Source organism: Methyloglobulus sp. (assembly GCF_046714055.1).
In the GTDB taxonomy this organism is placed as follows: domain Bacteria; phylum Pseudomonadota; class Gammaproteobacteria; order Methylococcales; family Methylomonadaceae; genus Methyloglobulus.
Genome location: NZ_JBKKBJ010000241.1, coordinates 1 through 5,832 on the forward strand (window position 1 = coordinate 1; position 5,832 = coordinate 5,832).

A 5,832-nucleotide genomic window follows, 5' to 3' on the forward strand; every position below is an offset into this window, starting at 1 on the left:
GCTGATGTGCGTGCGGCAGACGCCGACCATGCACTGGCAACGGCAGAAGTAGTGCGCTACCGTCAATTGTTTGCCAAAAAATTCATTTCGGCTTCAGCGTTGGATAGTCGGGAGGCTGAGCTTAAAACCGCCACCGCACGACTGGCGCAAGTAAAGGCCCAAGCGAACGTATCGGCTAATCAAACTCAATACACAAACTTAACCGCAGATCGTGATGGCGTGGTCACCATGATCCGTGCAGAGCCAGGGCAAGTCGTCGAAACGGGTGATCTGGTGGTGCAAATCGCAGGCACCAAAGCCATTGAAGTATTGGTTGCCGTGCCGGAGTCACATATGGCCGAAGTGCAATTAAATGCGTCGGTTACGGTAAAACTGTGGGCAGATCGGCAAAAAGCTTACGCTGGGATTGTCCGCGAGATTGCCCCAGCCGCAGAATCTGCCACCCGCGCGTTTAATGTCCGAGTGACTATTCAAGATGCTGATGTAGCGGTAAAGCTAGGCATGACTGCAAGGGTTATATTCAATCCGCAGAATGGGTCACAGGACACTGGGTTCCTAATTCCCAGCGTTGCACTGACCGAAAATAATGGCAAAAAAATAGTCTGGGCGATTGATGCCTATAATAAGGCGCAACCGCGTGAAGTGGTGACGGGTCAGTTCAGCGAAGCTGGCATATTGATTACCAACGGCTTGCAAGCGGGTGAAAAAATCGCTATAGCAGGGGTTCATACGTTGATTAAAGATCAACCAGTGAAGCCTGTGGTCGAGGCCGCGCAATGAATGAACCAAATGAAAACAGTGAAAACGCAGCGGATAAATTAGCATCAAACGCACGGTTTAATTTGTCAGATTGGGCATTGAAACATCAAACATTAGTCTTGTATTTGATGTTGGTACTGACGATCGCTGGATTGGTTGCCTATACCAAGTTAGGCCAATCCGAAGACCCGCCTTTTACCTTTAAAGTGATGTTGGTACGCACCACATGGCCGGGTGCGAGTGCTCAAGAAGTCGAGCAGCAGGTGACCGACAAACTGGAAAAGAAAATTCAAGAAGTCCCCCATCTTGACTATTCCAATAGTTTTTCAAGGCCAGGCGAGTCGATGATTTTTATTGTGGTCAAAGATGATACATTTTCGGAAGACATTCCAGACATTTGGTATCAGGTACGCAAAAAAATCGGGGACATCCGCCACACCTTGCCTCAAAGTATCGAAAGCCCGACATTTAATGATGAGTTTAGTGACGTGTACGGCAGTATGTATGCGTTGACTGGCGATGGCTTTGACTATGCCGCTCTCAAAAAACAGGCAGAGCTGATTAGGTCTGAGCTTCTCAAAATAAAAGATGTCGCCAAAGTCGATTTTTTCGGTGAGCAAAAGCAGCGGCTCTTTATCGAGATTTCAAATGCCAAGCTGGTAACGACAGGCATCGACACCGCCGAGCTTATCACTATTTTGCAAGCGCAAAATGCCGTCGTGCGCGGCGGCACGTTTGATTCGGCTAGCGAACGCATCCGTATTGCCGTATCAGGCCGATACAGCAAACTGGAAGATTTGCGCGAGTTACGGTTACGCGCCAGTAATCAGGACTTTCGCTTGGGCGATGTGGCGCGTGTTTATCGCGGCTATGAAGACCCACCACACGACCGAGTTCGCTTTCAGGGCAAAGACGCATTGCTATTAGGCGTGAGCATGAAAGAAGGCGGCGATGTGATAGCGCTTGGGGCTGCCCTCGATAACACTATCGCCCGTATCCAACAGCAATTAATGGTGGGATTAAACCTGAATACCGTCACCTTGCAACCGAAAATTGTAGCGAACTCTGTTAACGACTTTGTGAAATCTCTGTTAGAGGCGTTAGTGATTGTACTCGGAGTAAGCCTGATTTCATTGGGTTGGCGTAGCGGAATAGTCGTCGCCATTACGATACCTGTAGTGTTGGCCAGTACGTTTTTGGTGATGCAAATCAATGATATAGGACTACATAAAATTTCGCTGGGCGCCCTGATACTAGCATTAGGCTTATTGGTGGACGATGCGATTATTGCCGTGGAAATGATGTCGTCCAAAATGGAGCAAGGCTGGGATAAAGCCAAAGCCGCATTGTTCGCCTACACTTCAACCGCGATGCCGATGCTCACCGGCACTTTAGTCACCGTGGCAGGCTTTTTACCGATTGCAACCGCCGCTTCGTCTACAGGTGAATATACGCGGTCTATTTTTCAGGTATCTACCATTGCGTTGGTGGTTTCCTGGTTTGCAGCAGTAATATTTGTGCCATATTTGGGCTACCATCTATTACCTGACTATTCCCACGCACCGCAGCCGTCAAAAATTATGCCCTGGCTGAAAAAAAAGCTTAATCTAACTGAAAAAGCCGATAATAACCATCATCACGATATTTATAACACGACGTTTTACCAAGCTTTTCGCGCAGTTGTTACCGCCTGTGTCCGTTACAGTAAAACCGTCATTGCCATTACGCTCGCTTCGTTTGTCTTGGCTATTATTGGCTTTGGTAAAGTGCAGCAGCAGTTCTTTCCTGATTCCACCCGACTTGAACTGATAGTCGATTTGCGCATGACCGAAGGCGCTTCATACGCCGCTACCGACGCGCAGGCTAAAAAACTGGAGCATTGGTTGCAGGACTGGAATAGCAAGCATGAAGGCATAGAAAACTTCGTGGCTTACATAGGCACAGGCACCCCCCGGTTTTATTTGCCGCTGGATATTCAATTGGCGCATCGCGGATTTGGGCAATTTGTGATTTTGAGTAAAACGTTAGCGGCGCGTGAAGCCTTACGTAATGATTTGCTTCTGTTGTTTGAAACCGATTTTCCTGTGTTGCGTGCTTCCGTGTTGCGTTTGGAGAACGGCCCTCCTGTGGGCTTCCCAGTGCAATTCAGGGTGTCAGGGGCGAACATACCGCAAATTCGCGAGCTTTCGCACCAAATTGCCGACGTGATGCGTGCCAACAACAATCTGGTGAATGTACAACTCAATTGGGAAGAACCCAGCAAAGTCGTCAAAGTGGCGATAGATCAATCTAAGGCACGTTTATTAGGAGTCAGCTCAGTCGATATTGCCAACGTCCTCAACGGCGCAATGCAAGAGCTTTATATCGCTGAATTTAGGGAAGGCATTGAGCGTATTGACCTGGTCGTACGCGCCCCAGTGTTTGAGCGCACTCGCCTGTCGCATTTACCCGACTTAATGATAAACACGCAGGCAGGGGCGGGCGTACCTTTATCGCAAATCGCGACGATCACTTCAGAGTTTGAAGAAGGCGTTATTTGGCGGCGTAACCGTGTGCCGACGATTACCGTACGCGCTAATTTACAAGGCAATCTACAAGCCCCGGTGGTGTCGCAGATAATTGAAGAAAAATTAGCTGGGCTTAAGGCGTCGCTTCCGCTCGGGATCAGTATAGAAACAGGCGGTGCAGTTGAAGAATCAGCCAAGGGCGGTGCCTCGGTGGCAGCAGGATTTCCACTGTTTTTAATAGCGGTATTGACCATACTGATGGTGCAACTACAAAGTTTTTCGCGGGTATTTTTAGTGTTGTTAACGGCGCCTTTAGGTTTAATTGGTGTCACCATTGCGTTACTGATTTTTGATAAACCGTTTGGCTTTGTCGCCATGTTGGGCACGATTGCGCTCTCCGGCATGATTATGCGCAACTCGGTGATTTTGGTCGATCAAATCGACCAAGACCGGGCTTCCGGCCTGGAACCCTGGCAAGCAGTGGTCGAGTCAACGATACGCCGGTTCAGGCCCATAGCCCTAACCGCTGCGGCCGCTATTTTAGCCATGATACCTCTGACCAGAAGCGTCTTTTTCGGCCCTATGGCAATTACCATTATGGGCGGCTTGGCAGTTGCCACGTTGTTGACCGTGCTGTTTTTACCTGCGCTGTATGCTGCTTGGTTTAGGGTGGCTGTGCCGAAAATAAAGACATAAGTGAATAGTATGGCATCACTCCTATGCGCCGATTTACCCGAAATTAAGGCATTCGCGCATCAAGGTTTCGCGATTCTCAGCGACTTGCTTACCGAACCGGAGTTAGCTTTAGCACGAGAGCTTGTTGCCGGTCTGGTGGAACGTCACAAAACTGGTATCAGACCGTCGTCGCTGAAAGCGTGAGCGTGGCTTCAGTGACTAACCAGCATCCGCAACGGAATCCAGGAGTAATCAGTAGCGAAATGGAACAAAAGCCTTACATCATCGGGAATTTACCGTCACTCGATTCGCGTTTTGCGAGGCTGTTTTCTGCGAATGCCTTGTGGGTTTTGGCTAGCGATTTGTTGGGTTGCTCATCAGAAGAGGTTGTGTTTCACTTCTCCAATATCACACGCAAACCTTCACTTAAGTACCCAGCAGTAGGTTGGCATCGCGATGCAAACAATACCTATTTTGCCACATCGGATCGTCGTACCCTCCGATTTTTACTACCCTTGCAAACTATGTCCAAAGTCAACAGTGGCACTCGGATTGTCGTTGGTTCGCATTTACCAGGTGCAGCGCAAACGGTTAAGCACGAGAGTCTTATCTGTTGCCCAACAGTCGCCCCTAGATCGTGCTTGGCTCTTCACTCCGAGGTACTACATGGTGGGTCGCCAAATCGCACTTCGGTCGAGCGGGATGTCATAGTTATTCAGTTTGGTGTTGCCACGTCCAAGTTGTTGTGCCAAGCCAATGGAGTGTTGTCGTTGGCAGGTAAGAATGCCTTCTTGCACTTCAACTTGTTAAGTCGCAATGATCTGGCTCCTAATCTCTAGCTTCAAGAGTTAATCAACGAAGCAAAAACACTTATAAATTTCATCACTTGGAGAAAACAATGGAAAGCAATCCACACAAAAACACTTGGGAAACCTACACAAAATCATGGTCTGAGACAGATAAGTCCAAGCGGTTGGAATTGTTCGGGCAATGCTTAAGCCCCGATTGCGAGTACTCCGACCCGATAATTCTATCGACCGGATACGGTCAATTGTCTGGATACATGTCGGAACTTCAAAAGAACGTGTCCGGAGTGGGATTTGTAACTACCGATTTTAAAAACCATCATGATCAGAGCCTGACGCATTGGAATATGGTGGACGGCAAAGGAAACATATTCACTCAGGGCGCAAGCTGTGGCATGTATGGGGCTGATGGGCGATTAAAGCAAATGACCGGTTTCTATGAACAACCCAATGCAGGTTAATACCCTTGACCGCCAGCGCTGAATATACGGAATATGTTTTAGAGTTTCTGGAGCCCTTATTCCCGGTACGAATAGGCCGATTCTTTGGGGGTGTCGGTATTTCCTACGGCTCAGTACAATTTGCCATGATTATGGGAAACAGCCTGTATTTTGCAGTTGATGAGAACTCTCGGAAAAAATACGAGCAAGCAGGGATGCAGCCGTTTTCATATATGGTGAAGAAAGGGCGGATTCAAGTTCGCAAGTATTTTGAACTCCCAGAGGACGTTTTTACTGATCCCGAACAACTACGACTATGGGCGAACGAATCCATACAGATAGCCACTAAAACCAAAAAGCCTAACAAGGCGCTTAAACGGTTGAGCTAAAAGCGGCACACTGATTAGTCTTAATAATTTTAGCGGTGATGCAGCAAACCTGCTCCTCGATGGGCTTTTTTAGAAACTGCTCAGCCCCAAATGGCAAATAACCGAGTAATAGAGTAAACTATTTACGTTAGTAACTCATGTTACGCACCCATAGTTGAAGTAAACTATAAGGATGAATACAGAACTGTTAGAAATATATAGCGATTACTTATTGAGTTCATTTGGTCAAACGACGGCGACCGGGTTGTCCAGCTTG

At 48.0% G+C, this 5,832-nt stretch carries 6 protein-coding genes; all 6 read left to right on the forward strand.

From position 1 onward, the window contains the following. Window positions 1-780: efflux RND transporter periplasmic adaptor subunit (locus tag ACLQ6D_RS14400; protein WP_411728009.1), on the forward strand; the 780-nt coding region annotated here is incomplete at its 5' end. Beyond that, window positions 777-3,962 carry an efflux RND transporter permease subunit gene (locus ACLQ6D_RS14405; protein ID WP_411728010.1) on the forward strand — a complete coding sequence of 1,062 codons (3,186 nt, stop codon included), beginning with the start codon at window positions 777-779 and terminating at the stop codon, window positions 3,960-3,962. The genes ACLQ6D_RS14400 and ACLQ6D_RS14405, both read left to right, overlap by 4 nt. Window positions 3,963-3,971: 9 nt before the next feature. Next, window positions 3,972-4,145, forward strand: a complete 174-nt coding sequence (locus ACLQ6D_RS14410) for a hypothetical protein (protein WP_411728011.1) — start codon at window positions 3,972-3,974, stop codon at window positions 4,143-4,145. An 11-nt stretch (window positions 4,146-4,156) separates the two neighbouring features. Beyond that, a complete protein-coding gene (locus ACLQ6D_RS14415; protein WP_411728012.1) occupies window positions 4,157-4,780 on the forward strand; it encodes a phytanoyl-CoA dioxygenase family protein in 624 nt (207 codons plus the stop codon). A 59-nt stretch (window positions 4,781-4,839) separates the two neighbouring features. Then, window positions 4,840-5,208 (forward strand): hypothetical protein, encoded by a 369-nt coding sequence (locus ACLQ6D_RS14420; RefSeq protein WP_411728013.1) that lies wholly within the window; start codon window positions 4,840-4,842, stop codon window positions 5,206-5,208. Between the two features lie 5 nt (window positions 5,209-5,213). Further along, window positions 5,214-5,576, forward strand: coding sequence for a TfoX/Sxy family protein (locus ACLQ6D_RS14425; RefSeq protein WP_411728014.1), 363 nt, complete (start codon window positions 5,214-5,216; stop codon window positions 5,574-5,576). Window positions 5,577-5,832 lie beyond the last annotated feature (256 nt).